The sequence below is a fragment of the Dietzia sp. NPDC055340 genome (assembly GCF_053645335.1).
Genome location: NZ_JBSHML010000014.1, coordinates 85447 through 111761 on the forward strand (window position 1 = coordinate 85447; position 26315 = coordinate 111761).

At 69.2% G+C, this 26315-nt stretch carries 26 protein-coding genes; 24 read left to right on the forward strand and 2 right to left on the reverse strand.

The window, feature by feature from the left end:
- The first annotated feature begins 4 nt into the window (after positions 1 to 4).
- From ACWIFB_RS11880 to ACWIFB_RS11935, 12 genes are all read left to right on the forward strand, one after another.
- Complete coding sequence (locus ACWIFB_RS11880) at positions 5 to 967, forward strand: bifunctional riboflavin kinase/FAD synthetase (protein ID WP_454058341.1); 963 nt, start codon at positions 5 to 7, stop codon at positions 965 to 967.
- Between the two features lie 113 nt (positions 968 to 1080).
- Positions 1081 to 1350, forward strand: coding sequence for a 30S ribosomal protein S15 (gene rpsO / locus ACWIFB_RS11885; protein WP_230928798.1), 270 nt, complete (start codon positions 1081 to 1083; stop codon positions 1348 to 1350).
- 355 nt (positions 1351 to 1705) lie between these two features.
- Positions 1706 to 3976 carry a polyribonucleotide nucleotidyltransferase gene (locus ACWIFB_RS11890; protein ID WP_454058342.1) on the forward strand — a complete coding sequence of 757 codons (2271 nt, stop codon included), beginning with the start codon at positions 1706 to 1708 and terminating at the stop codon, positions 3974 to 3976.
- A 100-nt stretch (positions 3977 to 4076) separates the two neighbouring features.
- On the forward strand, positions 4077 to 5423 hold the full coding sequence (locus ACWIFB_RS11895) for a M16 family metallopeptidase (RefSeq protein ID WP_454058343.1): 1347 nt from the start codon (positions 4077 to 4079) through the stop codon (positions 5421 to 5423).
- 36 nt (positions 5424 to 5459) lie between these two features.
- Positions 5460 to 6209 carry a 4-hydroxy-tetrahydrodipicolinate reductase gene (gene dapB / locus ACWIFB_RS11900; protein WP_454058344.1) on the forward strand — a complete coding sequence of 250 codons (750 nt, stop codon included), beginning with the start codon at positions 5460 to 5462 and terminating at the stop codon, positions 6207 to 6209.
- Between the two features lie 37 nt (positions 6210 to 6246).
- Positions 6247 to 6699 carry a hypothetical protein gene (locus ACWIFB_RS11905; RefSeq protein ID WP_452099073.1) on the forward strand — a complete coding sequence of 151 codons (453 nt, stop codon included), beginning with the start codon at positions 6247 to 6249 and terminating at the stop codon, positions 6697 to 6699.
- On the forward strand, positions 6696 to 7148 hold the full coding sequence (locus ACWIFB_RS11910) for a flavodoxin family protein (protein ID WP_230928803.1): 453 nt from the start codon (positions 6696 to 6698) through the stop codon (positions 7146 to 7148). The genes ACWIFB_RS11905 and ACWIFB_RS11910 overlap by 4 nt, the downstream gene beginning before the upstream one ends.
- Before the next feature lie 36 nt (positions 7149 to 7184).
- Positions 7185 to 7937 carry an FAD-dependent thymidylate synthase gene (thyX, locus tag ACWIFB_RS11915; RefSeq protein WP_452099007.1) on the forward strand — a complete coding sequence of 251 codons (753 nt, stop codon included), beginning with the start codon at positions 7185 to 7187 and terminating at the stop codon, positions 7935 to 7937.
- A gap of 82 nt (positions 7938 to 8019) precedes the next feature.
- On the forward strand, positions 8020 to 8967 hold the full coding sequence (dapA, locus tag ACWIFB_RS11920; protein WP_454058345.1) for a 4-hydroxy-tetrahydrodipicolinate synthase: 948 nt from the start codon (positions 8020 to 8022) through the stop codon (positions 8965 to 8967).
- Positions 8964 to 11210, forward strand: a complete 2247-nt coding sequence (locus ACWIFB_RS11925) for a ribonuclease J (protein WP_454058346.1) — start codon at positions 8964 to 8966, stop codon at positions 11208 to 11210. Before dapA ends, ACWIFB_RS11925 begins: the two co-directional genes overlap by 4 nt.
- A gap of 61 nt (positions 11211 to 11271) precedes the next feature.
- The gene (locus ACWIFB_RS11930) at positions 11272 to 11901 is read left to right on the forward strand and encodes a TIGR03085 family metal-binding protein (protein WP_454058347.1); all 630 of its coding nucleotides are present in this window, start codon (positions 11272 to 11274) and stop codon (positions 11899 to 11901) included.
- A 72-nt stretch (positions 11902 to 11973) separates the two neighbouring features.
- Positions 11974 to 14895 carry a DNA translocase FtsK gene (locus tag ACWIFB_RS11935; RefSeq protein ID WP_454058348.1) on the forward strand — a complete coding sequence of 974 codons (2922 nt, stop codon included), beginning with the start codon at positions 11974 to 11976 and terminating at the stop codon, positions 14893 to 14895.
- A gap of 32 nt (positions 14896 to 14927) precedes the next feature.
- Here the strand turns inward: ACWIFB_RS11935 and ACWIFB_RS11940 are convergent, their stop codons facing one another.
- A complete protein-coding gene (locus ACWIFB_RS11940) occupies positions 14928 to 15209 on the reverse strand; it encodes a YciI family protein (RefSeq protein WP_452099002.1) in 282 nt (93 codons plus the stop codon).
- A gap of 76 nt (positions 15210 to 15285) precedes the next feature.
- Here ACWIFB_RS11940 and pgsA point away from each other — a divergent pair, with 76 nt between their 5' ends.
- From pgsA to ACWIFB_RS11985, 9 genes are all read left to right on the forward strand, one after another.
- Positions 15286 to 15873, forward strand: coding sequence for a CDP-diacylglycerol--glycerol-3-phosphate 3-phosphatidyltransferase (gene pgsA / locus ACWIFB_RS11945; RefSeq protein ID WP_452099001.1), 588 nt, complete (start codon positions 15286 to 15288; stop codon positions 15871 to 15873).
- Positions 15870 to 16412, forward strand: a complete 543-nt coding sequence (locus ACWIFB_RS11950) for a CinA family protein (RefSeq protein WP_452099000.1) — start codon at positions 15870 to 15872, stop codon at positions 16410 to 16412. The genes pgsA and ACWIFB_RS11950 overlap by 4 nt, the downstream gene beginning before the upstream one ends.
- Positions 16413 to 16480: 68 nt before the next feature.
- On the forward strand, positions 16481 to 16795 hold the full coding sequence (locus ACWIFB_RS11955) for a helix-turn-helix domain-containing protein (protein ID WP_230929072.1): 315 nt from the start codon (positions 16481 to 16483) through the stop codon (positions 16793 to 16795).
- 99 nt (positions 16796 to 16894) lie between these two features.
- The gene (locus ACWIFB_RS11960; protein WP_452098999.1) at positions 16895 to 17722 is read left to right on the forward strand and encodes a PspA/IM30 family protein; all 828 of its coding nucleotides are present in this window, start codon (positions 16895 to 16897) and stop codon (positions 17720 to 17722) included.
- 70 nt (positions 17723 to 17792) lie between these two features.
- Entirely contained in the window at positions 17793 to 17987 is a 195-nt protein-coding gene (locus ACWIFB_RS11965; protein WP_452098998.1) for a DUF3046 domain-containing protein, read from the forward strand.
- A 225-nt stretch (positions 17988 to 18212) separates the two neighbouring features.
- Positions 18213 to 19316 (forward strand): recombinase RecA, encoded by a 1104-nt coding sequence (gene recA, locus ACWIFB_RS11970; protein ID WP_452098997.1) that lies wholly within the window; start codon positions 18213 to 18215, stop codon positions 19314 to 19316.
- 5 nt (positions 19317 to 19321) lie between these two features.
- Positions 19322 to 19939, forward strand: a complete 618-nt coding sequence (locus ACWIFB_RS11975; RefSeq protein ID WP_454058349.1) for a regulatory protein RecX — start codon at positions 19322 to 19324, stop codon at positions 19937 to 19939.
- Positions 19940 to 19965: 26 nt separating this feature from the next.
- Positions 19966 to 21534 carry a tRNA (N6-isopentenyl adenosine(37)-C2)-methylthiotransferase MiaB gene (gene miaB / locus ACWIFB_RS11980; protein ID WP_454058355.1) on the forward strand — a complete coding sequence of 523 codons (1569 nt, stop codon included), beginning with the start codon at positions 19966 to 19968 and terminating at the stop codon, positions 21532 to 21534.
- Entirely contained in the window at positions 21522 to 22103 is a 582-nt protein-coding gene (locus tag ACWIFB_RS11985; protein ID WP_454058350.1) for an Rv2732c family membrane protein, read from the forward strand. The genes miaB and ACWIFB_RS11985 overlap by 13 nt, the downstream gene beginning before the upstream one ends.
- Before the next feature lie 89 nt (positions 22104 to 22192).
- On the opposite strand, the gene ACWIFB_RS11990 is transcribed toward ACWIFB_RS11985, so the two are convergent.
- Positions 22193 to 23584: a DUF349 domain-containing protein gene (locus ACWIFB_RS11990; RefSeq protein ID WP_454058351.1), complete on the reverse strand. Its 1392-nt coding sequence runs from the start codon at positions 23582 to 23584 to the stop codon at positions 22193 to 22195.
- A 255-nt stretch (positions 23585 to 23839) separates the two neighbouring features.
- Between ACWIFB_RS11990 and ACWIFB_RS11995 the strand changes: the two genes are divergently transcribed.
- Genes ACWIFB_RS11995 through ACWIFB_RS12005 form a run of 3 tightly spaced genes read left to right on the forward strand, consistent with a single transcriptional unit; the run spans position 23840 to position 26279 of the window.
- Complete coding sequence (locus ACWIFB_RS11995) at positions 23840 to 24586, forward strand: hypothetical protein (protein ID WP_454058352.1); 747 nt, start codon at positions 23840 to 23842, stop codon at positions 24584 to 24586.
- Positions 24556 to 25536: a tRNA (adenosine(37)-N6)-dimethylallyltransferase MiaA gene (gene miaA / locus ACWIFB_RS12000; RefSeq protein ID WP_454058356.1), complete on the forward strand. Its 981-nt coding sequence runs from the start codon at positions 24556 to 24558 to the stop codon at positions 25534 to 25536. Before ACWIFB_RS11995 ends, miaA begins: the two co-directional genes overlap by 31 nt.
- Complete coding sequence (locus tag ACWIFB_RS12005) at positions 25533 to 26279, forward strand: IclR family transcriptional regulator (RefSeq protein ID WP_452098992.1); 747 nt, start codon at positions 25533 to 25535, stop codon at positions 26277 to 26279. The genes miaA and ACWIFB_RS12005 overlap by 4 nt, the downstream gene beginning before the upstream one ends.
- Positions 26280 to 26315: the final 36 nt, after the last annotated feature.

The following is a 26315-nucleotide window of genomic DNA, read 5'->3' on the forward strand; positions in this document are numbered from 1 at the left end:
CGCCGTGCAATTGTGGCGGACGTTCGACGAGATCGTGATCCCCGACGGCGGCTCCTCCGTCGCCCTGGGCGTGTTCGACGGACTCCACCGTGGCCATCGCGGCCTGGTGGATCGTGCCGTCGACCTCGGGCGGGACCTCGGGGCCGCCCCCGTGCTCGTGACCTTCGACCCGCACCCGGTCGAGGTGGTCCGACCCGGGACGCACCCACTGGTGCTCACCCCGCTCCGCAGGCGCGCGGAGTTGGCGGGCCAGTTCGGCGTCGAGGCGGTGTTCGCGCTGCCGTTCGACGAGGAGATGGCCTCGTGGGAGCCCGCGGCGTTCGTGGACAACGTCCTGGTCGACGGCCTCGACTGCCGCGCCGTCGTGGTGGGACGCAACTTCACCTTCGGCCGACGCGCGGTCGGGACCCCCGAGACCATGCGCGAGCTGTGTGCCGAGCGGGGGATCGAATGCGAGGTGATCGACCTGCTCGAGGACGGTGGTGAGACCGTGTCCTCGAGTCGGGTGCGCAAGCTGCTCGCCGGATCGGATGTGGCGGCCGCCGCCGAGATCCTCGGGCGCCCGCACCGGGTCTCCGGGCCCGTCGTGCACGGCGCCGGTCGAGGGGGACGGGACCTCGGTTACCCCACCGCGAACCTCGAACTGCCCGAATACACTGCCGTCCCCGTCGACGGCGTCTACGCGGGCTGGTTCACCGTCCTCGATGACGCGCCGGTCGACGGCTCGATCGTGCCCGGGCGCCGGTACCCCGCGGCGATCTCGGTCGGGACCAACCCCACGTTCGGCGACACCACCCGCAGCGTCGAGGCCTTCGTCCTCGACGAGTCCGCGGACCTCTACGGCAGGCTCGCCGCCGTCGACTTCGTCGACCACGTCCGCGACATGGAGAAGTTCTCCTCCGTCGACGAACTGCTGGTCGCCATGGGCCGCGATGTGGCACGGACCCGGGACATCCTCGGCGCCTGAGCACGGATTGGGGACACGCCCCCGCCGGCTGGTAACGTCTCCCGTCGGCCCTCCTGCGGTCCGCGGCGGCGGGGCCTGACATCATCTGCGGACTGGAACAACCAGGAGTCATCATGGCGCTGAGCACCGAAGAGAAGAAGGCCGTACTGGCCGAGTACGGGATCCACGAGACCGACACCGGCTCGCCCGAGGCCCAGGTCGCGCTTCTCACCACGCGCATCACGCAGCTCACCGAGCACCTCAAGACCCATAAGCACGACCACCACTCGCGTCGTGGCCTGCTGCTGCTGGTCGGCCGTCGTCGTCGTCTGCTCAAGTACGTCGCCAAGGTCGACATCAACCGCTACCGCGCGCTGATCGAGCGCCTCGGCCTCCGTCGCTGAGTATTCTCGGTCGCAAGACTTTTCCGATCCCCGTCCTGACTTCAGGGCGGGGATCGTCTTTTCGCAGGGCGCATCGGGGGCGGCGCGCCCGTGCGTCCCGGTGCCCCGGCCTGTTTTCCCTGATAGCCTGGCGCCTGGCCGGTGCGCACGTACCGGGGTGGTCGACAGGTCCGATTGACGGTCCTCGGTAGTGGCTGCCGGAACCTTAAGACGCCCGATGAGATGAGGCGCCGGATCCGGCCGCTTCGATCGAAGACCGAAGTCGTACCGGGACCCCCTGACGTGCCGCCCGGTGGCCCGCGGTGACACACCTGCGCCGCGCGCCCCATTCACCAGACACACGACAGGATTTTCTATGTCACAGATTACGGCCGTTGAGGTCGAAGACGGGGTCTTCGAGTCCGTCGCCACCATCGACAACGGTGACTTCGGTCGCCGCGAGCTCCGGTTCGAGACCGGTCGGCTCGCGCAGCAGGCCGCCGGCTCGGTCGTCGCGTACCTCGACGACGACACGATGCTGCTGTCCGCCACCACAGCGGGCAAGCACCCCAAGGAGCACTTCGACTTCTTCCCGCTCACGGTTGACGTCGAGGAGCGGATGTACGCGGCGGGCCGCATCCCCGGCTCCTTCTTCCGGCGCGAGGGTCGTCCCAGCACGGACGCCATCCTCACCTGCCGCCTCATCGACCGGCCGCTGCGCCCGACGTTCGCCGACGGCGTCCGCAACGAGGTCCAGGTCGTCGTGACCGTACTCAGCCTCGATCCCGAGGACCTCTACGACGTGGTGGCCATCAACGCCGCGTCCGCCTCGACGCAGCTGTCCGGACTGCCCTTCTCGGGCCCGGTGGGCGGCGTGCGAATCGCGCTCATCCCCACCGCCGCCGACCCGGCCGGCCAGTGGGTCGCCTTCCCGACCGTCGAGCAGCTCTCCGACGCGGTCTTCGACATGGTCGTCGCCGGCCGTGTCGTCGGTTCAGGGGACACCGCCGACGTCGCGATCATGATGGTCGAGGCAGAGGCCACCGAGAACGTGCTGGAGAAGGTCGCCGGTGGCGCCCAGGCACCGACAGAGGACGTCGTGGCCCGGGGCCTCGAGGCCGCCAAGCCGTTCATCGCCGAGCTGTGCGCCGCCCAGCAGGCGCTGGCCACCGCCTCGCCCAGCGCCCCGCGCGAGTTCCCGCTGTTCCCGCCGTACCAGGACGACGCCTACGCGGCGGTCGCCGAGGTCGCCGAGACCAAGCTCGGTGAGATCATGCAGATCGCCGACAAGCAGGAGCGCGACGACGCGACCGACGCACTCAAGGCGACCGTTCTCGAGCAGCTCACCGAGCGCTTCGCCGACCGTCTCGGCGAGGTGGGGGCGGCCTTCAAGTCGCTCACCAAGTCGATCGTGCGCAAGCGCATCCTGACCGATCACTTCCGTATCGACGGCCGTGGCATCCGGGACATCCGCGCCCTGTCCGCCGAGGTCGAGATCATCCCGCGCGCGCACGGCTCGGCCCTGTTCGAGCGTGGCGAGACCCAGATCATGGGCGTCACCACTCTCGACATGGTCAAGATGGCGCAGCAGATCGACTCGCTCGGTCCGGAGACCAGCAAGCGCTACATGCACCACTACAACTTCCCGCCGTACTCCACCGGTGAGACCGGCCGCGTGGGCTCGCCCAAGCGCCGCGAGATCGGCCACGGCGCGCTCGCCGAGCGTGCCCTGGTGCCGGTGCTGCCCAGCGTCGAGGAGTTCCCGTACGCCATCCGTCAGGTGTCCGAGGCGCTCAGCTCCAACGGCTCCACCTCGATGGGCTCCGTCTGTGCCTCGACCCTGTCGCTGCTCAACGCCGGTGTGCCCCTCAAGGCGCCGGTCGCGGGCATCGCGATGGGCCTGGTCTCCGACGAGATAGAGAACGCGGCCGGGGAGTCGGAACGTCGTTACGTCGCCCTCACCGACATCCTCGGGGCAGAGGACGCGTTCGGCGACATGGACTTCAAGGTCGCCGGGACCGGCATGTTCGTCACCGCTCTTCAGCTCGACACCAAGCTCGACGGCATCCCGTCCGAGGTCCTCGCCGGTGCGCTCACGCAGGCCCGTGAGGCCCGCTTGACGATCCTCGACGTGATGGCCGAGGCCATCGACGAGCCGGACGAGCTGAGCCCGTTCGCTCCGCGCATCATCTCCATCAAGGTCCCCGTCGACAAGATCGGTGAGGTCATCGGGCCCAAGGGCAAGATGATCAACTCGATCACGGAGGAGACCGGCGCCAACGTCTCGATCGAGGATGACGGCACGGTGTACATCGCCGCGACCGACGGAGACTCCGCACAGGCCGCGATCGACAAGATCAACGCCATCGCCAACCCTCAGCTGCCCAAGGTCGGCGAGCGCTTCCTGGGCACTGTCGTCAAGACGGCGCCGTTCGGCGCGTTCCTGTCCCTGCTGCCCGGTCGTGACGGGCTGGTCCACATCTCCAAGCTGGGCCAGGGCAAGCGGATCGCCAAGGTCGAGGACGTGGTGAACGTCGGCGACAAGATGCAGGTCGAGATCGCGGACATCGACAACCGCGGGAAGATCAGCCTCATCCCCGTGTCAGACGATGCGGAGCAGGCCGCGGACTCCGCGAGCGACGACTGATCACCGGCCGGGCCGCGCCACGCGACCCGGCACCCACGAGGCACGCACCCCGGGTCCGGGGTGCGTGCCTTGTTCGTCAGCGAAAAAGGGGGTCGATGACGTGCAGACCGCGATTCGTGTGGACCGGTCACTACCCGGCATCCGTGTCGTGACGGAACATCTGCCCTGGTGCCACAGCGCCGCCGTCGGGATCTGGATCGGCTCCGGTTCGGCGGAGGAGCGGCCCGAGGAGCACGGCGCTGCCCATTTCCTGGAACACGTCCTTTTCAAGCGCACCGCCACCGCCTCCGGGCGAGAGCTGTCCGAACGCATCGACCTCCTGGGCGGAGACCTCAACGCCTTCACCGGCCGAGAGCACACCTGCTATCACGTCCACGTGCCCGCGGACGGGCTGGCCGACGCGGTCGACGTCCTGACCGATGTGGTCGCCAATGGTCTGTGCCACCCCGAGGACGTGGAAGTCGAACGCGACGTGGTGCTCGACGAGCTCGCCGGTCGTGCGGACGATCCCGAGGACCTCGCATGCGAACTCTCCGCCACCGCGGTGCTGGGTGAGGATCCGCTCGCCCGGGCGATCATCGGGACCGAGGAGTCGGTGGCGGCCCTCGACGCCGCCACGTTGAGCGCGTTCCACCGCCGGATCCTGCGGTCCGGGAACGTGGTGGTCGCCGCCGCCGGGCGGGTCGATCACGAGGCTCTGATGCAGTGGATCGCCGACGGACCGTTGCCGACTGCTGTCGGACGAGACGAGAGCGCGGTCGACGCGGCGAGCGGCGCCTCGGCGGTCGACTGCGCACAGACAGTGAACGGTATGGCCGCCCAGGCGAGTGCTCCCGACCACGGGTGGGCGACGGAGCCCGTGGTGACGGGGCAGGACGAGGAGTCCGAGCAGGTTCTGTTCGCCCTCACCCGACGCACCCCTGCTCGAGACCATCGTGACCGTGCGGCGGCACAGATCGCCGCCGCGGTTCTGGGCGGCGGACTCAGCTCGCGACTCTTCCAGCGGATCAGGGAGGACCTCGGACTGGCGTACTCCGTGTACGCCTCGATGGACCAGTTCCGCCGTACGGGTCTGGTGTCCGTGGTGGCCGGCTGTGCGGCCGGCCGTGCGGACGAACTGGGCGACGAGATCGGCCGGGTGGTCGCGGGCATGGCCGCGAACCCTCCGACCGGTGGCGAGGTTGACCGCGCCGTCGGCCATCTCACCGGCTCGATACGCCTCGGGCTCGACGATCCGTTGTCCCGGATGGTCCGGATCGGTCGACACCTCCTGGACCGGGACACGGTGGTCCCCGTATCCGAGTCCATGGGCAGGTTGCTCGCGGTGACCCGCGAGGACGTCGTGGGCTATTGGAACGGCGAGTCGTCGCCGTGGTGTCTGGCGGCGGTCGGGCCCGGCATGCCCCACAGCGGCGCGGCTGGGCTGATCGCGGGCCTCTGCCGATAGTCTGGGAAGAAGTCCTGACGACCGACGAAGGAGACGATGACGGTGACGAAGGTCGGAGTGCTCGGCGCACGCGGCAAGGTGGGCACGGCGATCTGCGATGCCGTACGCGAGGCCGAGGACATGGAACTCGTGGCAGAGGTCGACCAGGGTGACGCCCTGCGATCACTGGTCGACTCCGGCGCCGAGGTCGTGGTGGATTTCACCCACCCGGACGTGGTGATGGACAACCTCGAGTTCTGCATCGCCAACGGCATCCACGCCGTCGTCGGAACCACCGGGTTCACCGAGGAGCGACTCGAGGAACTGCGTAGCCGGCTCGAGTCCAGCCCCGGAACCGGTGTCCTGGTGGCGCCGAACTTCGCGATCGGCGCGATCCTCATGATGCGGTTCGCCGTCCAGGCCGCCAGGTACTTCCCGTCGGCCGAGATCGTCGAGCTCCACCACCCGAACAAGGCGGACGCCCCGTCCGGGACCGCTCAGCGGACCGCGGCCATGATGGGGGCCGCACGCACCGCGGCAGGCCTGGGCGCGTCGCCCGACGCCACCTCCACCGGACTCGACGGGGCACGGGGCGCGGATGTCGACGGCGTGCGGGTCCACTCGGTCCGGGTGACCGGACTGGTCGCCCACCAGGAGGTGCTGCTCGGAACCCAGGGCGAGACGCTGACGATCCGTCATGACTCCCTGGACCGGACGTCATTCGCCCCGGGCGTGCTGCTCGGAGTCCGCTCGATCGCCAGCGCGCCGGGGTTGACCGTGGGCCTCGACACTTTCATGGACCTGTAGGTCGACCGTCGTGGACAGGTTCGTCAAGCCCTTGGTCATGTTCGTCGCGGCAGCAGGTCTGCTGGTGGCCTTTGGCTACCTGATCTTCCTCGGCTGGTCGATGATCGCGACATCGGAGCATCTCGCGATGCAGGGCCTCGGCGTGGGGATCATCCTGCTCACCGCGGTCGGCGCGTGGGCGACCTGGGCCATCCTGCGCAACGGCTTCCAGTTGCAGCGGATCTCGGCAGCGGCGGCTGCCGAGGGGATAGAACTCGACGTCTCGGATCTGGATCACCGCCCGTCGGGGCGGCTCCGGCACGAAGCGGCGGACGCGCTGTTCGACCAGGTCAGCGCGGAGTACCAGGCCTCCCCCGAGGACTGGCGTACGAACTACCGGCTGGCACGTGCCTATGACCATGCCGGTGATCGCCTCCGCGCCCGCGAGGTGATGCGGGTCGCCATGGATCTGCTGGAGGCCGAGCGGGCGGCGCAGGGGAGCAGGCCATGAGCTCCGTCCTAGTGGTCCACCACGCGCCCTCACCGCGGCTGCGCCGGATCGTGGAAGCCATTGAAACCGGCATGGCCCACCCCGAGCTCGAGGACATCGCCGTGGAGTCCGTCCCCGCGCTCGCGGCGACGGACGATCACGTCCTGCGGGCCGACGGTTACGTATTTCTCACTCCGGCCAACTTCGGGTACATGTCGGGCGCGCTCAAGCACTTCTTCGATCGCACGTACTACACCTGCGAGGGGGCGGTGAGCGGACGCCCGTACGCGCTCTGCGTCCACGGGGACAACGACACCGCCGGGGCGGTGACCTCAGTCGAGAAGATCACGACCGGGTGGGCACTGCAGGCGGTCGCCCCGGCCACGCAGCTCATCGGTGAGCTCGGGCGGGACGACCTCGACACGGTGGCCGAGGTCGCGGCCACCGTTGCCGCGCATCTACTCGGCTGAGCGTCAGCACAGCCCGTCAGCAAAAGGAGTCCCATCATGTCCGAGCTCGTCCGGCGGCAGGTCCGCATGGTCGCGCACACCCAGTTCACCGTTCCCGAGGATCTCGGGTGGGAGACTGACGCCGAGGGCGGCTCGGCGCTGGCGGAGTTCGCCGGCCGGGCCTGCTACCAGAGCTGGGACAAGCCGAATCCCCGGACCGCGACCAACGCGGGCTACCTCCGGCACATTCTCGAAGTGGGACACCTCTCGGTCTTCGAACATGCCAACGTCACCTTCTACATCACCGGCATCTCGCGTTCGTGCACCCATGAGCTGATCCGTCACCGTCACTTCTCCTACAGTCAGTTGTCCCAGCGCTTCGTCCCGGAGCATGACTCGAAGGTCGTCCCGCCGCCCGCCATCGCCGAGGACCCCGAGTTGGTCGAGATCTTCAGGCGGGCGACCGACGCCTCCCGTGAGGCGTACGCGGAGATGCTGGCCAAGTTGGAGGAACGCTTCGCGGACGTCCCGAACCCGATGCTCCGACACAAGCAGGCCCGGCAGGCGGCCAGATCGGTGCTGCCTAACGCGACCGAGACCCGCATCGTCGTGACCGGGAACTACCGGTCGTGGCGGCATTTCATCGGGATGCGGGCGACCGAACACGCGGATACCGAGATCCGTGGTCTGGCAATCGACGTCCTTCGCCAACTCCGGGATGTGGCGCCCGCGGTGTTCTCCGATTTCGAGATCGCGACGCTCGACGATGGTTCGGAAATCGCCGTCAGCCCCTACGTGCTCGAAGGATGAGGAGGACCGCGGTCCCGATCGAGCACCCGAACGCCGGGTCTGAATCGGGATCCGTGTGGTTCTGCGGGTACCCTGGGACACCATGACACACGTGACCGCAGGGGGAGCAGAGTCGGCCGGTACCGGCCGGCCCCCCACCGAATCAGCGCGACCCGCGCCCTTCGGGACGGTCCTCACGGCGATGGTCACGCCTTTCGGGAGCGACGGACATGTCGACCTGAAGGCCGTCGCCGGTGTCGCGAGACATCTCGTGGACTCAGGATGCGACGGACTCGTCGTGTCCGGCACCACGGGGGAGTCGCCCACCACCACTGATGCCGAGAAGACAGCGGTCCTCGAGACCGTCCTGGCTGAAGTGGGAGACCGGGCGACGATCGTTGCGGGGGTGGGCACCTACGACACCGCCCACTCCGTTCACGCGGCCCGCCAGGCCGCGGCCTCGGGTGCCCACGGACTGCTCGTGGTGACGCCCTACTATTCCAAGCCGACTCAGGCCGGCCTGGACGTTCACTTCCGCACGATCGCGGATGCCACCGACCGGCCGGTGATGCTCTACGACATCCCGCCACGGTCGGTGGTCCCCATCCAGGCGGACACCCTCATCGGGCTGTCCGGCCATCCGAATATCGTGGCGGTCAAGGACGCGAAGGGCGATTTCCACGACGCGGCGACCGTGATGTCGCACTGCGACCTCGTCTACTACTCGGGAGACGATCAACTCAACCTCCCATGGCTGGCCGTGGGGGCCACCGGATTCGTCAGTGTGATCGGTCACGTGGTCGCGTCACGACTCGCGGAGATCCGCAGGGCCTACCTCGCCGGAGACATCGAGACGGCCCGTCGCATCAACCTCGGACTCCTCCCGCTCTTCGACGCCCAGCGGGCGCTCGGAGGCGTGTCGATGTCCAAAGCAGGACTAGAACTTCTCGGGATCCCGGCCGGTGTGCCGCGACTCCCGCAGTTACCACCAACCGATGAGCAGCGCGACGCCCTGGCGGCGCTGCTCCGCAGAGCAGGAGTCACCACATGACAGAAAGTTCCTCACAGAACCGCGGTCGCGGTCGTTCGCGTCGCGCAGCCGGCCGTCCCACGGGTGCCCCGGCACCGGTGACCGCCGTGCAGTTCACCGAGCCGACCCATGCCGCCTCCGAGGAGCGTCCGTCCCAGCAGCACTCCGCTGAGGGCAAGGCGCCCCGGGACGAGTCGCAGCAGCACACTAACCAGCAGGACGCGGGTGGACAGCCCCGCGGCGGCCGTGACACGTCCGGCCAGGATGCGGACGGGGGGTCGAAGTCCGGTTCGCGCGGTCGTCGCGGCTCGTCGTCCGACAACCGTGGCTCGTCCGGTCGGGACGACAAGAGTTCCGGCGGACAGGACAACGGCGGGCAGCGGTCGGGCGGTCAGAACAGTGGCGGGCAGAACGGCGGCGGTAAGAACTCCGGAGGGCAGAACGGCGGCGGTAAGAGCTCCGGCGGTCAGAACGGCGGACGCAACCGTGGCGGCCGTGGTCGCGGCCGCGGACGCGGTGATTCGTCGACCGCCGACTTCGGCGGCGTCAAGACCATGCAGGGCGCGGACATGACCGTCCGGCTGCCCAGCCCGCCGAAGGCGCGCAAGGGGGCGATGCGACTCGTCGCCCTCGGCGGCATCTCCGAGATCGGGCGCAACATGACCGTCTTCGAGTACAACTCGAAGCTGCTCATCGTCGACTGCGGAGTACTGTTCCCGAGTTCGACGGAGCCGGGCGTCGACCTGATCCTCCCGGACTTCGACCACATCGAGGACCGACTGGACCAGGTCGAGGCACTCGTGCTGACCCATGGCCACGAGGATCACATCGGCGCGATCCCGTTCCTGCTCAAGCTGCGTCCGGACATCCCGGTCGTGGGCTCCAAGTTCACCCTCGCGCTCGTCGCGGCCAAGTGCCGGGAGCACCGCATCAAGCCGGTGTTCCATGAGGTCGACGAGTCGAGCATCTCGTCGTTCGGCGCCTTCGAGGTGCGGTACTTCGACGTCAACCATTCGATCCCGGAATGCCTCGGCGTCGTCATCAAGGCCGGCGGCAACTCGGTGATGATGACGGGCGACATCAAGCTCGACCAGCTGCCGACCGACAAGCGGCCGACCGACCTGCCCAAGATGTCGCGCTTCGGTGACGAGGGTATCGACCTGCTGCTGGTGGACTCGACCAACGCCACCACTCCGGGCATCAGCCCGTCCGAGGCGGGCGTGCGACCCGCCCTGGAGCGTCTGATCGCGGATGCGCGCAAGCTCGTCGTCGTCGCGTGCTTCGCCTCGAACGTCTACCGGGTGCAGTCGGCCGTCGACGCCGCCGCGGCGGCCGGCCGCAAGGTCGCGCTCAACGGTCGGTCGATGCTCCGGAACATGGAGATCGCGCTCGAGATGGGGCTGCTCACCGACCCTGCGCGGGTCATCGTGGACATGGACTCCGCGGGCAAGCTCCCGCCGGAGAAGCTCGTCGTGGTGACCACCGGTACCCAGGGCGAGTCGATGGCCGGTCTGTCGCGAATGGCCCGCCGTGAGCACCGTCAGGTCAACCTGGGTGAGGGCGACACGGTGCTGTTCTCGTCGTCGCTGGTTCCCGGCAACGAGGAGGCCGTGTTCGGGGTGATGAACAGCCTGTCGCAGATGGGCGTCGAGGTCATCACCGGTCGCGAGGCGAACATCCATGTGTCCGGACACGGATACTCCGGCGAGCTCCTGTTCATCTACAACGCCGTGCGACCCAGGAACGCCATGCCGGTCCACGGCGAATGGCGCCACCTGCGGGCCAACAAGGCGCTGGCGGTCGCCACCGGCGTGCCCGAGAACAACGTGGTCCTGGCCCAGAACGGTGTGGTAGTCGACCTGATCGACGGTCAGGCCGCAGTGGTCGGGCAGGTGCCCGTCGGCAACCTCTACGTCGACGGTCTCTCGACCGGTGACGTCGGTGACACGGTGCTCGCCGATCGTACGGCGCTGGCTGAGGACGGATTCATCGTCGCCACCGTGGTCGTCGATCCGCGCACGGGCCGTCCGGTGAGCAAGCCGCAGATCATCGGCAAGGGCTTCACCGATGAGCCCGGTGCGCTGGCGCCCGTGGTGGAGTTGGTCGAGAACGCGCTGTGGGACCTCGCCGGCGAAGGCGAGACCGATCCGTACCGCCTGGCGCAGGCGGTCCGCCGCACCGTGGGCCGGTGGGTCTCCGACAAGTGGCGTCGTAAGCCCATGATCGTCCCCACGGTCATCACCTCCGCGGTCGCCGAGAGCTGATCCGGTGGGGGTGGATCGCCGGTCCCTCGCCCGTCGGGAACGTGTCGCGCTGGTGGAGACCATGCGCGACACGGGCCCGGATGTGCCCACCCTGTGTGAAGGATGGACGGCCAGGGATCTGGCGGCACACCTCGTCGTGCGTGAGGCCCGACCGGACGCGGCGGCGGGGGTGGTGTTACCGGCACTGTCTGCGCGGCTCGAGACGCTTCGTCTCCGCGAGTCGGAGCGCCCGTGGGAGGAGCTGCTCGACTCGATCGCGTCCGGTCCACCGTGGTATTCGCCACTGCGTCTGGCCGACAGTCTGGCCAACACCGCGGAGTACCTGGTCCACCACGAGGACGTGCGTCGGGCCGGGGAAGGCTGGTCGAAGCGCGAATTCGACAGCCGTGACCTCGCGCGGGTGTGGACGCTCGCCACGACTGTGACCCGCAGCAGGCTGAGGAAGGTTCCCGCGCGGATCGACCTGAGCGTCCCCCGGGGCCCATCATCCCCGCACCCCGGGGTTGACGCTGAGGCGGCGAGCGCTGCGGCTCCGGTGTCGACAGGGGCGGCGCTGGCGCCCCTGGTGACCGTCGTGGCCGAGCCCGTCGAGTTGCTCCTGTGGACATTCGGACGAGAGCGCGTGGACGTCGAGATATCCGGTGCTCAGCGCGGTATCGACGCACTCGAGGCGGTCGGACGGAGCGTGTAGGTCGCCGTCGGGATACACCCGCACCGTGTGGCTGCTGTTACCAGTGTTGCTTGAGACGTTAGAGTGACCCCCATGGCATCCACTTCGAGCACGCGATCCACCCGTGCGCCCGGCGGCCGACGTCCCGCGTCGAAATCCGCCGCGCAGCGTTCGGCGACGTCCACCACTCCGAAGTCCCGGGGCGGCAGTGCGCGGCGTGGTGCGGTGGTCTCGACGCCGAAGTCCGGGACCCGGACCACGAACCGTGGGAACGGGCGCGGTGGCGCGCGGGCCTCGTCCGCCGCTCCCGAACGGACCTCCGGCGCATTCGGAGCGGTCGGCCGTGGCCTCCGTGGGAGTTGGTCGGCCCTGGCGAAGGGCGTAGGGCACGGGGTCCGTGGCCTGGGCGGGGGTTCCGACGACGACGACAAGGCGGCGCCTCCCCACAGGCGCGACGGTCTCGGAATGGTCCTGATCGGCGTGGCGATCATCTTCGCCGGCGCGGTGTGGTTCGGTGCTGCGGGGCCGATCGGGCAGTGGATCGATACGGGTATCCGCACGGTGGTGGGTACCCCGGGCGCCCTTCTTCCGCTGCTGATCGGCGGCTGGGGCGTGCTCATCATGGCGCGCGAGCCTCGTTCCGACGTCCACTCCAGGTGGCTGGTCGGGACGATCGTGTCCGCGCTCGGCGTGCTGGGGCTCTGGCACCTCGCCGCGGGGTCGCCGAGCGATCCGGGGGGCGTGCGGTCCGGTGGGGGAGTGCTCGGTCGGATCGTCGGGGGCGGCATCGAGGCCGGTCTGTCGGTGTTCGTGGCCGTTCCGCTCCTCGTGTTGATCGTGGCTTTCGGTGTCCTCGTCATGGTGGGGCGCCCCGCCCGGGAGATACCGGGCATGGTCCGCGGCTTCTTCGGCTGGGACGGCAGCGGCGACATCGTGGACGAGTACTACGACGACGCCTGGGAGGACGAGGCCACGACCGCCTACCCGATCGCGGAGACCGTCGGCTCGGCGGACGAGGAGTCGGAACGCCCCGCTCCCCGCCGCTCGTCCCGGCGTCGTGTGGCTACGTGGACAGACACCCCCACCACGGGAGAAACCGTCGAGATGCCGCCGGCCGCCGGTGGGCGCGGACCGGCGGCGGCCTCGGCCGAGCCGTCCGCGGACGTCGGGAGCCGGGCATCCGCGCCCGCTGCCCCCCGTCGTGGTGCGGAGGCCGCTGCTGCAGCCCGCGACGTCGAGTCGGATCCTGAATCGACGACGGTGCCATCCGCCGTGGCGCCCGCGGGTGCGGACGGTGCACGGGTCGGCCGGACGGCCCGGGCGACGTCGGCGCGTGGGGAGGCCGCACAGGCCAGGGGTGAGCAGGCCGGGAGCGGCTCGGCGGTTCCGCAGACCAACTCTCCTTCGACGCACACCGCCTCGGAGACGGAGGGCGAGCGTCTGGACTCCCAGACCCAACTTCTCAGCGGCATCGACTACTCGCTGCCGCCGCTGAACCTGCTCACGGCCGGGGATCCGCCCAAGGCACGCAGCGAATCCAATGATCAGATGATCGAGGCGATCCAGGGCGTCCTGGAGCAGTTCAAGATCGACGCCGCGGTCACCGGGTTCACCCGGGGGCCCACGGTCACGCGCTACGAGGTCGAACTCGGCCCGGGAGTGAAGGTCGAGAAGATCACCGCTCTCCACCGGAACATCGCGTATGCGGTCGCGACGGACAACGTCCGTCTGTTGGCGCCGATCCCCGGCAAGTCCGCCGTCGGTATCGAGGTCCCGAACCTCGACCGCGAGCTCGTGCGTCTGGCCGACGTGCTCACCGACCCCGGCACCGCGACCAAGCACAACCCGACTCTGATCGGGCTGGGCAAGGACATCGAGGGCGATTTTGTCACGGCCGACCTGGCCAAGATGCCGCACCTTCTGGTCGCGGGTTCCACCGGCTCGGGTAAGTCCAGCTTCGTGAACTCCATGTTGGTGTCGCTGCTCGCCCGCGCGACGCCGGACGAGGTGCGGCTCATCCTCATCGACCCGAAGATGGTCGAGCTGACGCCGTACGAGGGGATCCCGCACCTGATCACCCCCATCATCACGCAGCCCAAGAAGGCCGCCGCCGCGCTGGCCTGGCTGGTCGAGGAGATGGAGCAGCGTTATCAGGACATGAAGTCCACGCGCGTGCGCCACATCAGCGACTTCAACGACCGGGTCAGGTCCGGGGAGATCACCACGCCGCCCGGGAGCCAGCGGGAGTATCGCCCGTACCCGTACATCGTGGCCGTCGTCGACGAGCTCGCGGACCTCATGATGACGGCACCGCGGGACGTCGAGGACGCGATCGTGCGCATCACCCAGAAGGCCCGCGCGGCCGGCATCCATCTGGTCCTCGCCACCCAGCGACCGTCCGTCGACGTGGTGACCGGTCTGATCAAGACCAACGTGCCGTCCCGTCTCGCGTTCGCCACCTCCTCGCTGACCGACTCGCGGGTGATCCTCGACCAGCCCGGCGCCGAGAAGCTCGTGGGTATGGGCGACGGGCTCTTCATCCCGATGGGCGCCTCACGCCCCGTCCGGATGCAGGGCGCGTTCATCACCGACGAGGAGATCCAGGAGGTCGTCGACTACGCCAAGAACCAGGCGGAGCCCGAGTACGACACGTCCGTCACCGAGTCGAAGGACGACGGCAAGAAGGACATCGACGCGGATATCGGCGACGATCTGGACGACCTGCTGGCAGCGGTCGAGCTCGTGGTCTCCAGCCAGTTCGGCTCCACCTCGATGCTGCAGCGCAAGCTGCGCGTCGGGTTCGCCAAGGCCGGCCGGCTCATGGACCTGATGGAGTCCCGCGACATCGTGGGGCCGTCCGAGGGATCCAAGGCCCGCGAGGTCCTGGTCCGGCCCGAAGAGCTGGCATCCGTTCTGTGGATGATCAAGGGCGGCACCCCGCCGGAGGAGAATGCGGACGACCCGGCGGGGGAGCCCTCCGCGATCGGCGATCCCGTGGAGTCGCCCGTCGGCTGACCGTCCCGGCCGTTGCCGTCCGGGGCGGGCCCTCAGGCCAGCGCACCGAACACGGGCATCCATTCCCGGACGGTGATCTCCGGGACCACGCCCCGGACGCAGTGCGGGTCCTGAGCGATCAGTGCGCGTGCGGCCTCGTCGTCGTCGGCCTCGACCAGGAGCAACGCACCGGAGCCGTCCACGAACGGACCCACGGTACGGATCGAGCCCGCCTCGACCCGGGCCGCCAGCCATTCGCGGTGCGCGGGCTTGTTCGCCTCCCGCTCGTCGGTCTGTGCGGCCTCGTAGCGGTAGGTGACGGCGAAGAGCGGCATGTGGGGTCTCCCTCTGGTGTGGGTGGGCTGGCTGTGCCGTCAAGGGTAGGCGGGCGGCTCTGGCTAAGGTGAAGAGGTGACTACCTCCACGACTGGCGAAGGCAGCCCCACCGCCGAGGTCCCCGTTCTCAACATCGCGAACCTCCTCACGGTGCTGCGGATCATCCTGGTCCCGGTCTTCCTCGTCGTGTTCTTCGTGGCGGGCGCCCAGGACGCCTGGTGGCGGATCGGTGCGTTCTGCGTGTTCGCCGTCGCGATGTTGACCGACTACGCAGACGGTTACCTCGCGCGCAGACTCGGACTCATCACCGATTTCGGCAAGATCGCCGACCCGATCGCGGACAAGGCACTCATGGCCGCGGCAATGATCTCGCTCTCGCTCGTCCACGATTTGTTCTGGTGGGTCACCGTCGTCATCCTGGTGCGCGAAGTCGGGATCACGCTCTGGCGCTTCTTCGGCGTCGACCACGTGGTGGCGGCGAGCAGGGGCGGCAAGCTCAAGACCGTCACGCAGACACTCGGCGTCGGGCTGCTCATCCTGCCGCTGCCCTACTGGGTGTGGCCACTGGAGTGGCTCATCGTCGGCGTGGCGGTGGTGCTGACCGTCTACACCGGGATCGACTACGTGGTCAAGGCCCGGCAGGCCGCGGCGCGTGGCCGATGAGCGAGCCCGGGGCGGTCGAGGGGCCGGGGAAGGCGTCGGTGGAGGAGGCACTCGTCGCGACGCTGAAGGCCCGGGGATGGACCCTCGCCACTGCCGAGTCGCTGACAGCCGGCCTCGTGGCGGCCACGATCGCGGACGTGCCCGGGGCCAGTGCGGTGTTGCGGGGCGGGCTCGTCGTCTACGCCACCGACCTCAAGCATGTCCTGGCCGACGTGCCGCAGAACGTCCTGGACCTGCACGGAGCGGTGTCCGCGGAGACCGCGCGGGCGCTGGCCACGGGCGCGGCGGCCCGCTGCCGGGCGGACGTCGGACTCGCGCTGACCGGGGTGGCGGGCCCCGACGAGCAGGAGGGTCTTCCGGTCGGCACTGTGTACGTGGGGCTGTGCGTCCCAGGTCGTGCGGCATGGTCGGTGCGGTTGGCGCTCGCCGGTGATCGACGGCGGATCCGCGACCAGGCGTGCGACGCGGCGATGTCGCTGGTCACCGAGGTGGCGGCCGGGGCCCGCCCGGCCGGCGGGAACGGAGGGCGGGATCGATGAACGGACGTCCTGCGACGGGGATCGGGAAAGTGGGAACGAATCCGGAAGGTGACGCGTTGTACCCGGTGATGCCGAACATCCAGATGACCACACTGCCCCGCCCCGACCAGCCCAGCGCCCCGCCGTTGTTGCGCGAGACCCTCGGGACGGTTCTGCGTGGCCTGCGCGGGGAGTCAGGTCGGACCCTGCGGGATGTAGCCGACGCGGCGAGGGTCAGCCCCGGATATCTCTCCGAGATCGAGCGGGGGCGCAAGGAGGCCTCCAGCGAATTGCTTGCGTCGATCTCCGGAGCGCTGGAGGTGTCGCTCGGCGAGATCCTCATCCGCGCGGCGCTGGAGGTCTCGCCACCGGGCACGTTCACCGAGCCCGTGCTCGCAGCCTGATTCCCTTTCCGGGACAACTCCAGGTGGTCCACCCATGACGGCGTTCGGTACCGTAGAACAGACCCGTCGTCCGAATCGGCAGAAGGACTAAACGCAGCGATGGCCAATCCGTTTTCCAAGGCATGGCGCTACCTCATGGCGTTGTTCGATTCGAAGATCGACGAACACGCCGATCCGAAGGTGCAGATCCAGCAGGCCATCGCCGACGCGCAGCGTCAGCACCAGCAGCTCTCACAGCAGGCCGCGGCCGTCATCGGTAACCAGCGCCAGCTCGAGATGAAACTGAACCGGCAACTCGCGGACATCGAGAAGCTCCAGGGGTCTACCCGTCAGGCGCTGCAGATGTCGGACCAGGCCCGTCAGAACGGTGACGTGCAGAAGGCCACCGAGTACGAGAACGCCGCCGAGGCGTTCGCGGCGCAGCTCGTCACCGCGGAGCAGAACGTGGAGGACCTCAAGGGTCTGCACGATCAGTCTCTTCAGGCCGCCGGTCAGGCGAAGAAGGCCGTCGAGCAGAACGCCATGGTGCTCCAGCAGAAGGTCGCAGAGCGCACCAAGCTCCTCAGCCAGCTCGAGCAGGCCAAGATGCAGGAGCAGGTCAGTGCCTCCCTGCAGTCGATGTCGGAGCTGTCGTCCGGTGGTAACACCCCGAACCTCGATCAGGTCCGCGACAAGATCGAGAAGCGTTACGCCAACGCACTCGGCTCCGCGGAGCTCGCCCAGAACTCGGTCCAGGGCCGGATGATGGAGATCGAGCAGGCGTCCACGCAGATGGCGGGCCACAGTCGGCTCGAGCAGATCCGGGCGTCGATGCAGGCGGAGGGCGGCCAGCTCGGCCAGGGCAGCGGCTCCTCCGGTCAGCTCGGACAGGGCCAAGCGCAGCCGGCCACACCGCCCCAGCAGCAGGCGCAGACCGAACAGCAGTGATCTGGAGGCACACGGGCCGTCGGCGGGTTCGCCGGCGGCCCGTTGTCGTCCGAACAGGGAGGTGCAGCGGGTGACACTGACCGAGTTCAACGCCAGAACGGTGGAGGCCTTCGGTGAACTCCGCGCGGACCACCTCGTGCGGACGCACCATCTGGCCGCGTGCGGTGGCCGTACCGCCCATGAGGCGATCGATGGAGGACAATCGGTCAAGCAGGTCTGGCTCGCGCTCTGTGACGAGTTCGACGTCCCCGAACAGTTGCGCTAGCGCCATATGTACGGCGTGTCGTTCGACGTCGAACAGACGTTCCCCTACACTGGAACACGGATGACGGCGGGCCCCCGCTGTCCACAGGGCGTCACCAGTCCACAGGAGACGGTCGCCGGGCCTCGTATGGCGCTTCGTGTCGTACCCGGCCCGTAACGTCCGCGAGTGAAACCACACAGACCGATCGGCGAGGCGCCGGAGGTCGAGCACGAACGGAGCAGACACATGGCAGCTAAGGCCAAGACGGGCACGGGCAAGCCCGGCGCCGCGCAGAATCGTGAGCAGGCACTCGAACTGGCCCTGGCCCAGATCGACAAGGCCTACGGCAAGGGCTCCGTCATGCGGTTGGGAGACGACAATCGGCCGCCGGTCCAGGTCATCCCCTCCGGCGCACTGTCGCTGGACGTGGCGCTCGGGGTCGGCGGATTCCCCCGTGGCCGTGTCGTGGAGATCTACGGTCCGGAGTCCTCGGGTAAGACCACCGTGGCCCTCCACGCTGTCGCCAACGCCCAGGCCGCCGGTGGTATCGCGGCGTTCATCGATGCGGAACACGCACTCGATCCGGAGTACGCACGCAAGCTCGGCGTGGATACGGACAACCTCATCGTCTCTCAGCCGGATACCGGCGAGCAGGCGCTCGAGATCGCGGACATGCTCGTCAAGTCCGGAGCCATCGACATCCTGGTGATCGACTCCGTTGCGGCGCTCGTGCCGCGCGCGGAGATCGAGGGCGAGATGGGCGACAGTCACGTCGGACTCCAGGCCCGCCTCATGAGTCAGGCCCTGCGAAAGATGACGGGCGCCCTGCACAACACCGGGACCACCGCGGTGTTCATCAACCAGCTTCGCGAGAAGATCGGCGTGATGTTCGGCTCGCCCGAGACCACCACCGGTGGTAAGGCGCTCAAGTTCTACGCCTCGGTGCGGCTGGACGTGCGTCGCATCGAGACGCTGAAGGACGGGGCGGACGCGGTCGGTAACCGCACCAAGGTCAAGGTCGTCAAGAACAAGGTTGCGCCGCCCTTCAAGATCGCCGAGTTCGACATCGTCTACGGCGAGGGCATCAGCCGCGAGGGCTCGCTCATCGACATGGGCGTGGAGAACGGCTTCATCAAGAAGTCCGGTTCCTGGTTCACCTACGGTCAGGACCAGCTGGGGCAGGGTAAGGAGAATGCCCGCCGCTACCTCAAGGAGAACCCGGCCGTCCGGGACGAGATCGAGCGCAAGATCCTGGACAAGCTCAACATCGGAGCTGGGGCCGAGATCGCGGAGATCGAGGCGGAGTCCGACGAGGACGCCCCGATCGACGTGGTGCCCGTCGAGTTCTGATGCCGATGGATCGGACGCGCCCGGAAGGGCAGCGCGCGACCGGTCAGCGCCCGGAGCTCGATGCGGATGAGCTCCGGGCGGCAATAGCGGCGGTCGAAGCCCGTCCGTCGGGATCGTCGGACCTGCCTCCGCTCGCTCCGGAGGCGCACGAGGCGGCAACGGCGGCACTGCGGTTACTCCGCTACCGGCCACGTAGTGAGCATGAGCTACGTGGGCGTCTGGCCGAGAAGGAACACCCGGCAGAGGCGATCGACGAGGCGATCGACCGCATCCGGGTGTGGGGCTTGATCGACGACGGGGAGTTCGCTGCGGAATGGGTGCGGGGTCGTCGGCGGCGGCGGGGTCGAGCCCGCGGCGCCCTGGAACGCGAGCTCCGGGACAAGGGCGTCGCGGAGGCCCACATCGCCGACGCGGTGGCCGATATAGACGATTCCGATGAACGTCTGCAGGCCACGGAACTCGTGCGCGCTCGTTTGTCGAGACGCCCTGCCGGCGCGGCCAGCGGAGCGGCTCGCGCCGGGGAACGGCGTCGACTCGTGTCGTTCCTCGCCCGGCGGGGCTATCCCACGGGGCTGGCCATGGCCGTGGTGGATGCCGAGTTGGCGGCCCACGCTTCGTCCTGAGTACCCTGGCCTGCGTGGATTCTCTCGTGACCGACCTGCAGCAGGCGCCCGGGGACGCCCCGGTGGACGGCGCCGATCAGCGGACCTACCAGGTGCGCACCTTCGGATGCCAGATGAACGTCCATGACTCCGAACGGATGTCCGGGGTCCTGGAAGAGGCGGGCTATATCCCCTTCGAGGGGGAGGCCGACCCGGTGACCGGCGCCCTTCCGGACCTCGTGGTCTTCAACACCTGCGCGGTGCGTGAGAACGCCGACAACCGACTCTACGGAACGCTGGGGCATCTGCGCCCGTGGAAGGACGCCAACCCGCGCCTGCAGATCGCCGTCGGCGGGTGTCTGGCGCAGAAGGACAAGGACGTCGTCGTCTCGCGGGCGCCCTGGGTGGACGTGGTGTTCGGCACCCACAACCTCGGCCACCTGGCGACCCTGCTCGAGCGTTCGAGGCACAACGAGCGCGCCGAGGTCGAGATCGCTGATTCCCTTCAGCACTTTCCCTCGACGCTGCCCGCGACCCGTGATTCGGCCTATGCGGGCTGGGTGTCGGTATCCGTCGGCTGCAACAACACGTGCACGTTCTGCATCGTTCCCTCGCTACGTGGCAAAGAGGTCGACCGCCGGCCGGGCGAGGTCCTCGCCGAGGTCCAGGCCCTCGCCGACGAGGGGGTCATCGAGGTGACCCTCCTCGGCCAGAACGTCAACGCCTACGGCAGGTCGTTCCACGACCCGGACGAGCCCTCGGACAAGGGCGCATTCGCGAAGTTGCTCCGCGCCGCCGGTCGGGTCGAGGGGATCGAACGGATCCGTTTCACCTCCCCGCACCCTGCCGAGTTCACAGACGATGTGATCGAGGCGATGGCATCCACTCCTACTGTGTGCCCGCAGCTGCACATGCCCCTGCAGTCCGGTTCCGACCGCGTACTGCGCGCGATGCGACGGTCGTACCGCTCGGAGAAGTTCCTGGGCATCCTGGACCGGGTCCGCGTCGCGATGCCGGACGCCGCCATCACCACCGATATCATCGTGGGCTTCCCCGGGGAGACCGAGGAGGACTTCCAGGCGACACTCGACGTGGTCGAGAAGGCGCGATTCTCCAGCGCGTTCACCTTCCAGTATTCTCCGCGCCCGGGGACCCCGGCCGCCACCATGGAGGACCAGATCCCCAAGGCCGTCGTCCAGGAGCGGTACGAGCGACTCATCGAGCTCCAGGAGCGGATCACGCTGGAGGAGAACCAGGCCCGCGTCGGCCGCGTGGTGGAGGTTCTCGTCACCGCCGACGAGGGACGCAAGGATGCCGCCACCGCGCGGATGACGGGGCGAGCGCGCGACGGCATACTCGTGCACTTCGCGCCGACCGGCGACAACGCGGATCGCGTCCGCCCGGGTGACGTGATCACCACGCGGATCACGGCTGCTGCCCCACACCACCTGCTCGCCGACGACGGCGTGCTCAGCTACCGCGCCACCCGCGCCGGCGACCGGCACGAAGCGGGGGAGAAGCCCGAGACCCCGCCGATCGGCGTCGGCCTCGGACTGCCCACATTGCGTCGACACGTCGCGGTCGACGACGTCCTTGAGAAGGGATGCCCCACGTGAGTAACGCGGACCGCCCCGATCCCATCGCCGGGATCATGGAAGTAACCCGAAACGCGGAATCAGAGATGCGCCGCAAGGACAGTGTGCTCGGCCGGACGCTCGTCATCGGCCGGGCCTACCTCGCGTCCACGGTGCTCATCGTCATCCTCGCCGCGATGCTTCTCCTGCCGCACAGTGACGGGGTCCGCGGTATCGATGTGCTGTTCTTCACCGACGCGGCCGCCGATCAGTCGACCTCGCTGCCCTCGCACATCTTCGTGCTGTTGTACTCCGTGGGCACGATCGGGTTCGGCGCACTCATGATCCTCACCCAGAAGTGGTGGGCGGCCGGGGTCGCATGGAGCGCCACCTGCGTGTCAGCGGTCTACGGGATCCTGGCGATCTGGCTCCGACAGTCCGGACGCGGGCCCGACCCCGATTTCCAGGGGTTCGGAGGCCCGGGTATCGGAATGTACCTGAGTGAGATCCTGCTGTTCCTGCTCATCGGAACTCTCGCCGGCGTGCTCTGGACGCGCACCCCTGAGCAGCGCCAGCTGGAAGAGAACGCGCGAAGCGGGGACGGTCTCTGATCTGACCTGCTCAGACATGACGAAAAGGGGGCGGGGTGCCAGGCACCCCGCCCCCTTTCGTCATCGGCCGGCGCGTATCGCTGACCCGGTCAGCGCGTATCGACGGCGTTCTCCGCGGCCTCCGCCCACTCCCGCCACTGGGCGGCCTGGGAGCGTGCGTTGTCGGCGTCCTTGCTCTTGCCCGCGGCTTCGGCCTTCTCCGCCTGGTCCTCGAAGTCGCGGACCCGGTCCCAGAACTGCCCCGCGCGGGCCTTGGCCTCCGGATCGGTGCGACGCCACTCGGTGTCGGCGGCCTCCGAAACCGACTTCTCGATCGCCCGGATCCGGTTCTCGAGCGGACCCATCCGATCTCGGGGAACCTTCCCGATCTCCTCCCAACGCGACTGCAGTTCGCGCAGGGTCGAGCGGGCGGCGGCCAGGTCGGTGCCGGGCTTGATCCGACCCTCGTACTCCTTGAGGAGAGCCTCCTTGGCCTCGGCATTCACCTCGAACTCCGCGTCGCGTTCCGCGGCGGCGGCGTGCCGGGCGTCGAAGAAGGTGTCCTGCGCGGCCTTGAAGCGCTTCCACAGGGCATCGTCCGCTTCACGCGGTGCCCGGCCGGCCGCCTTCCATTCGTCCATGAGCCGCCGGTACGAGGTGGCGGTGTCGTTCCACTCGGTGGAGCCGGACATGGCCTCGGCTCGTTCGACCAGTTCTTCCTTGACCCGTTTGACCGATGCCCTGTTGCGATCGAGTTCGGCGAAGTGGGAACCGCGGCGACGGTTGAATGCCTCGCGCGCCTTGGAGAACCGCTTCCACAGTGCGTCGTCGGTCTTCCGGTCGATCCCACGGATCGTCTTCCATTCGTCCAGGATCTCCCGGAGCCGGTCGCCGGCCGCCTTCCACTGGGTCGACGACGCGCCGATCTCCTCGGCCTCGGACGCCAGTTCCTCCTTGCGGGCGATCGCCGCGGAGCGCTGCTCGTCCTTGCGCTGACGGGCCCGGGCCTCGACCTCACCCGAACGTTCGACCACGGCGGCCACCCGCACCGCGAGTGAGTCCAGGTCGCCCACCGCGGCGGCGGTGGGGATCTGTTCGGCCAGGGCTTCAGCGGACGCGCGAGTCTTCCGGGCGTCCTGGGGATGCGTGTCCAGGCGGGTCTCGAGGAGGGAGACCTCGGCGGCGAGATCATCGAAACGAAGCCCGAAGTGGGCCAGCCCTTCGGCCGGAACTCCCGCCTGCCACGAGCCGACCTGACGTTCACCGTCAGCGGTCCTGACGAACACCGCGCCCGATTCATCGACCCGACCCCATTCAGCGGGGTCGGAGGCACGGGTGGCCTTGGCTTCCGCTGCCGGGGCCGGGCTCGGCGTGGCCTTCCGGGCCATCGCGGCGGGGGAAGGGGCTCCCGGGCGCGGCCCGGGTCGGGGCCCGGGCCCGGGGGTCGGCGACGTCCCTCCGGACTCCTGACCGCTCGCGGCGGTGGGTGACTGGTCGCTCATGTGGTCCTCGTTTCCTTCTGCCGCGTAACACGGCACCGTCGCCGGGCTGACATCCCGGTCATCGCCTCGCCGTCCCGCTACCGGGCCGGCATCCTCCTAGTGTGTACCAACGCAGCCACGTTCGTCGGCTGTATCTGTACGTGGCGCCGGATAGTCGGCCGAGTCCGCCGGAGAGGCGGGCCGCGGGGGCGCCCGGCCACACGCCCCGTGTGGCATCGGAAGACCTTCGCCGCGGGAACAGTAGGGTTCCCTGATGTGAGCAGTCCCGTCGTCCTGATCCCCGGTGCACCGGTGCTGGTGCCCGAGCTGTCCGGCGCAGCAGCCGCGGAGAGCACCCGCGAGGTCGAGTTGCTGTGCGAACAGCTCCGGCGGGCGTCCCGCTCAGCGTCACGCGTCGTGGTGGTGGGCACCGACCCGCAGCGCAGGACCCTGCAGGACGTCAGCTCGTCCCTGCGTCGGTGGGGTGCCGACGTTCGAGTCGGGCGTCCGGACGCCCCGTCCGCCCCACGGGGGAGCGTGCCCGATGCGGCACTGATCGCGTGGTGGATGCTCGACCGGGCGGGCTCCGGGCTACCGCGGACGTTCGAGGCGGTGGATGAGCAGGGTCGGATCGCGAACTCGACACCGGTGAAGGTGTCCGACGGCGACGATCTCGTCGTCGTCGTCGCGGATGGCCCCGCCTCGTTGACCCCGCGCGCGCCCGTTCCGGAGGACCAGCGCGGGGTGGCTCTCGACGCCGCACTCACCGCGTGGCTGCGCGACGGGGGTGTCCTCCCGGACCCCGGGCCGGCCGCGGCGGCCGAGGTGGGGTGGTGGAGCCGCCCGTCCTGGTTGGCCCTCGCCGGGCTCATCGGGGACCGCACCGCGGTCGACACGGTCTCGTGGGCACCGTTCGGCGTCGGCTATCACGCCGCGCGGTGGGAACCGATCCCGCCCCGTGCGACGTCCGCCGCCGGCTCGTCCGCCACGGGATGCGCGGCCTACGACGGGGGCCCGCAGTGACCGACACGACCCCGATCGCGGTGGTGGGTGCCACCGGCACCGGAAAATCGGAGATCGCCCTGGGGCTGGCCGAGACCCTCGGCGGTGAGGTCATCAACTGCGACGCCATGCAGCAGTACCGCGGTATGGACATCGGCACTGCCAAGCTCCCCCCGGACAAGCGCCGGGGGATCCCGCACCACCGCCTCGACGTCCTCGACGTGACCGAGACCGCCAGCGTCGCCGATTTCCGCGATGAGGCCGAGCGGGAGATCTCCGAGATCCGCGGGCGGGGGAACGTGCCGATCCTGTGCGGCGGGTCGATGATGTACCTGCAGGCGCTGATCGACGGCTGGTCCATCCCCGACACCGACCCGCGGGTGCGGGCGCGGTACGAGCGCCGGCTCGAGGAGATCGGGGTGGCCGCGCTGCACGCAGAACTGTCCCGTATCGACCCCGAGGCGGCCCGCACCATCCTGCCGACCGACCCGCGCCGCACCGTCCGGGCGATGGAGGTCGTCGAGATCACCGGGCGCCCGTTCTCCGCCTCCCGCCCGACCATCGGCGCGCCCCGGTGGGGGACCCGGATCCTCGGATTGCGGTGCGGGTTGCCCGAGTTGGACGAGCGACTGGCAGCGCGCACGGCCGCGATGTTCGCCGACGGACTGGTCGACGAGGTGCGGGGGCTGGTCGGCGTGGGCCTGCGGGGCGGCGTCACCGCACGTCGCGCGATCGGCTACGCGCAGGTTCTCGACGAGATGGACGACGACCTGGGCATCGACGAAGCCGGGGTCGCCCGAGCGGAGGAGCGCACGTTCATCGGCACGCGCCGCTACGTCCGGCGACAGCGCTCGTGGTTTGGCCGTGACCACCGGATCCACTGGATCGACACCGACACCCTTGGCGGGCAGGCGCGCCCCGGCGGACCGTTGCGCGCCGCCCTGGAGACTCTCGAGGAGGCCCGACGATGAGCGAGCCCGGTGCGGGCAGGTCCCGCGTCCAGTCCGTGGATCGCACCTTCGCGTTGCTGGACGCCCTCGCACTGCGCGGGGGGCGCGCGTCCCTCGGCGACCTGGTCGCCGACACCGGCCTGGCCGCCGCGACGGTCCACCGCCTGTGCGGCACGCTCGCCGAGAGTGGACACCTGCGCCGTGACGCGCGGCGCGACTACCTGTTGGGCCCCCGCCTTCAGCGGGTCGGCGACGCCGCCCGGCGCGCGACCCTGGAATGGGCCGAGCCGGTTCTGCGGGCAATCGTGGCAGGGACCGGCGAGACCGCGAACATGGCCGTCCGCGAGGGGGACGGTGTGGTGTATCTCGCCCAGGTGCCCTCCCCGCACTCGATGCGGATGTTCACCGAGGTGGGGCGCAGGGTGGAGGTCCACTGCACCGCCGTGGGGAAGGCGCTGGTGGCGGGCGACGACGACGACGAGGTCCGCGCGATGCTCGGTCGGGCCGGTATGCGTCGCTACACCTCGACGACGATCGTCCGCCCCGACGCGCTGATCGCCGAGCTCGACCGGATCCGTCGCTCGGGTTTCGCGACCGACGAATCCGAGCAGGAGGAGGGGGTGCGCTGCGTGGCGATAGCCGTGGGGGAGGGCGCCGCCTCGTTCGCGGTGTCCGCATCCGGCCCCGAGGCGCGGTTCACCTCCGATCGCAGGGACGCCGCTGTGGGGATCCTGCGTGCGGCAGTGGCCGGGCTGAACACGTGACCTGACGACGAGAGCCGGCAGTCCACCCGGGTGGAC

Coding starts and splice junctions, on each gene's coding strand:
- ACWIFB_RS11910 (WP_230928803.1), top strand. CDS start 6,696: ATGAGCTCCGTCCTAGTGGTCCACCACGCGCCCTCACCGCGGCTGCGC.
- ACWIFB_RS11890 (WP_454058342.1), top strand. CDS start 1,706: ATGTCACAGATTACGGCCGTTGAGGTCGAAGACGGGGTCTTCGAGTCC.
- ACWIFB_RS11935 (WP_454058348.1), top strand. CDS start 11,974: ATGGCATCCACTTCGAGCACGCGATCCACCCGTGCGCCCGGCGGCCGA.
- ACWIFB_RS12005 (WP_452098992.1), top strand. CDS start 25,533: ATGAGCGAGCCCGGTGCGGGCAGGTCCCGCGTCCAGTCCGTGGATCGC.
- dapB (WP_454058344.1), top strand. CDS start 5,460: ATGACGGTGACGAAGGTCGGAGTGCTCGGCGCACGCGGCAAGGTGGGC.
- ACWIFB_RS11925 (WP_454058346.1), top strand. CDS start 8,964: ATGACAGAAAGTTCCTCACAGAACCGCGGTCGCGGTCGTTCGCGTCGC.
- ACWIFB_RS11930 (WP_454058347.1), top strand. CDS start 11,272: ATGCGCGACACGGGCCCGGATGTGCCCACCCTGTGTGAAGGATGGACG.
- thyX (WP_452099007.1), top strand. CDS start 7,185: ATGTCCGAGCTCGTCCGGCGGCAGGTCCGCATGGTCGCGCACACCCAG.
- ACWIFB_RS11940 (WP_452099002.1), bottom strand. CDS start 15,209: ATGCCGCTCTTCGCCGTCACCTACCGCTACGAGGCCGCACAGACCGAC.
- dapA (WP_454058345.1), top strand. CDS start 8,020: ATGACACACGTGACCGCAGGGGGAGCAGAGTCGGCCGGTACCGGCCGG.
- miaA (WP_454058356.1), top strand. CDS start 24,556: ATGCGCGGCCTACGACGGGGGCCCGCAGTGACCGACACGACCCCGATC.
- ACWIFB_RS11905 (WP_452099073.1), top strand. CDS start 6,247: ATGTTCGTCGCGGCAGCAGGTCTGCTGGTGGCCTTTGGCTACCTGATC.
- recA (WP_452098997.1), top strand. CDS start 18,213: ATGGCAGCTAAGGCCAAGACGGGCACGGGCAAGCCCGGCGCCGCGCAG.
- ACWIFB_RS11975 (WP_454058349.1), top strand. CDS start 19,322: ATGGATCGGACGCGCCCGGAAGGGCAGCGCGCGACCGGTCAGCGCCCG.
- ACWIFB_RS11985 (WP_454058350.1), top strand. CDS start 21,522: ATGCCCCACGTGAGTAACGCGGACCGCCCCGATCCCATCGCCGGGATC.
- ACWIFB_RS11990 (WP_454058351.1), bottom strand. CDS start 23,584: ATGAGCGACCAGTCACCCACCGCCGCGAGCGGTCAGGAGTCCGGAGGG.
- ACWIFB_RS11955 (WP_230929072.1), top strand. CDS start 16,481: ATGCCGAACATCCAGATGACCACACTGCCCCGCCCCGACCAGCCCAGC.
- ACWIFB_RS11950 (WP_452099000.1), top strand. CDS start 15,870: ATGAGCGAGCCCGGGGCGGTCGAGGGGCCGGGGAAGGCGTCGGTGGAG.
- ACWIFB_RS11960 (WP_452098999.1), top strand. CDS start 16,895: ATGGCCAATCCGTTTTCCAAGGCATGGCGCTACCTCATGGCGTTGTTC.
- rpsO (WP_230928798.1), top strand. CDS start 1,081: ATGGCGCTGAGCACCGAAGAGAAGAAGGCCGTACTGGCCGAGTACGGG.